Source organism: Mesorhizobium sp. M5C.F.Ca.ET.164.01.1.1, assembly GCF_004792125.1.
In the GTDB taxonomy this organism is placed as follows: domain Bacteria; phylum Pseudomonadota; class Alphaproteobacteria; order Rhizobiales; family Rhizobiaceae; genus Mesorhizobium; species Mesorhizobium wenxiniae.
In genome coordinates this window covers 1-245 of sequence record NZ_SRTG01000666.1, presented here as the reverse complement: position 1 = coordinate 245, position 245 = coordinate 1, and the positions used below count along the sequence as shown (strand labels likewise).

Sequence of the window (245 nt, the reverse complement as noted above, 5' to 3'; positions counted from 1 at the left end):
GCTCCGCCGTCAGATCAGGGCGGTTCAGGTAGCCCCGCGCAACGCCTGCCCCGCCAATGCAAAGCTCGCCCACCGCCCCGAACGGCACCGGCCCACCATGCCCGTCCAGAAGATACACCCGCGTGTTGGCGATCGGCCGCCCGATCGGGACAACTGACCCGTCAAAATCAGCCGGGCAAGTCCAGGCTGTAACGTCGATAGCTGCTTCCGTGGGACCGTATAGATTGTGCAGGCCAGTCCAAGGC

General features: G+C 65.3%; 1 protein-coding gene. It reads right to left on the bottom strand.

Annotated features, from left to right (window positions below):
- The coding region (locus EN807_RS37345) for an AMP-binding protein (protein WP_135938140.1) at positions 1 to 245 on the bottom strand (245 nt) is incomplete at both ends.